This window comes from Mesorhizobium sp. M7A.F.Ca.CA.002.09.1.1 (assembly GCF_003998555.1).
In the GTDB taxonomy this organism is placed as follows: Bacteria; Pseudomonadota; Alphaproteobacteria; order Rhizobiales; family Rhizobiaceae; genus Mesorhizobium; species Mesorhizobium ciceri.
In genome coordinates this window covers 1-1,342 of the sequence record NZ_RZRR01001199.1, presented here as the reverse complement: position 1 = coordinate 1,342, position 1,342 = coordinate 1, and the positions used below count along the sequence as shown (strand labels likewise).

Here is a 1,342-nt window from a genome sequence, read left to right as displayed (position 1 = left end):
GTGCGTAGGTGCGGTCGCCGACATTCTGTTCTGCCCATTCGGCAACGATGTCGACGGCGCGTGTGTCGAGCGACTGGATGCCGATCAATGGCGCGCCCGCACGATCGAGCGCGTAGAGCCCGTTGCCATGGCCGGCGCAGCCGATGGCGACGATCTCGCCGGCGTCGATACCGGCTTCAGCGATGCATTGACCAATGACCGAGACCGCATTGCGCCAGAGTTCGTCGAGGTCGCGTTCGACATGTCCGGGCTTTGGCATGGACGAGCGGCCGTCACGGGCGGCGAATGCCAGTTCGCGGCCCGACAGGTCGAAGAGGATGGCCTTGATGACGGTGTTGCCGGCATCGAGACCGAGGATATAGCTTGCCATTGGCGCCTCCCGAGGCCGCAGCCTATGCCTGGTTGTACAGATCCCAGGCTGCGCCGCCATCGGCATCGTCGTGAATGATTGCCATCAGCCCGCGCACGACAGCGCTCGGGTTGGCATGCTGGTAGATGTTGCGGCCATAGACCATGCCAAGCGCACCCTGTGCCATCAAGGCGGCCGACTTGTCGAACACGGCACGCAGATCCTCCTTGCCGCCGCCGCGCACCAGCACCGGGCAGCGCGCCGCCTCGACAACGCGGTGGAAGTCGTTGGGATCGGTGGTCGGGTCGGCCTTGACGATATCGGCACCCATCTCGCGGGCAAGCCGGGTCAAGGTGACGATCTTATCGGCGTCGCCGTCGACCATGTAGCCGCCATGCTCGGTGACCGGCAGCATGGCCAGCGGCTCGATCATCAGCGGCAGGCCGTATTTCTCGCAATCGGCGCGCACGCGGGCGATGTTCTGCACGCATTGCCGGAACAGGTCCGGCTCGTCGGGTAGCATGAACAGATTGACCACGACGCAAGCCGCATCCATCTCGATGGCGCCAAGCAAGGGCTCGGCTTCGTTCTGCAGCACCGCCCACATCGCCCGGTGGCGTATCCTGTTATAGGGATTGCCCATGTCGATGCGCATCACCAGCGCCGGCTTGTCCTTGCCAGGCACGGCCTGCAGCAGGTCGGCCTGGCCGTAGTTCATCTGGATGGCGTCGGGGCCGGCCTTGACCAGCTGGTTGACCACGCTGGCCATGTCTTCCAGCCCGGCAAGGAAACTCGGCTCGTTGCAGACGCCATGATCGATGGCGACGTCGAGGCAGCGGCCGCCGCCGAACAGCCGGTTCATACGGACTTTCTTGTTTACGCGCATAGGGCGCTCCTTTGATGTGTCTGGAGGTCGATGCCGTGCCGGTCGGCCAGCAAGGCGAGGAAGGTCGAGCGCTCGGTGGCAGCCTCGCTGGCGCTCCAGTCCTTGTG

Annotated in this window: 2 protein-coding genes; both read right to left on the bottom strand. The window is 64.8% G+C overall.

What is annotated here, in order from left to right:
• Positions 1 to 370 (bottom strand): FGGY family carbohydrate kinase (locus EN994_RS31760; protein ID WP_245466148.1); only part of this gene is annotated, 370 nt, incomplete at its 3' end.
• 22 nt (positions 371 to 392) lie between these two features.
• Complete coding sequence (locus EN994_RS31755; RefSeq protein ID WP_024504448.1) at positions 393 to 1,211, bottom strand: aldolase; 819 nt, start codon at positions 1,209 to 1,211, stop codon at positions 393 to 395.
• Positions 1,212 to 1,342: the final 131 nt, after the last annotated feature.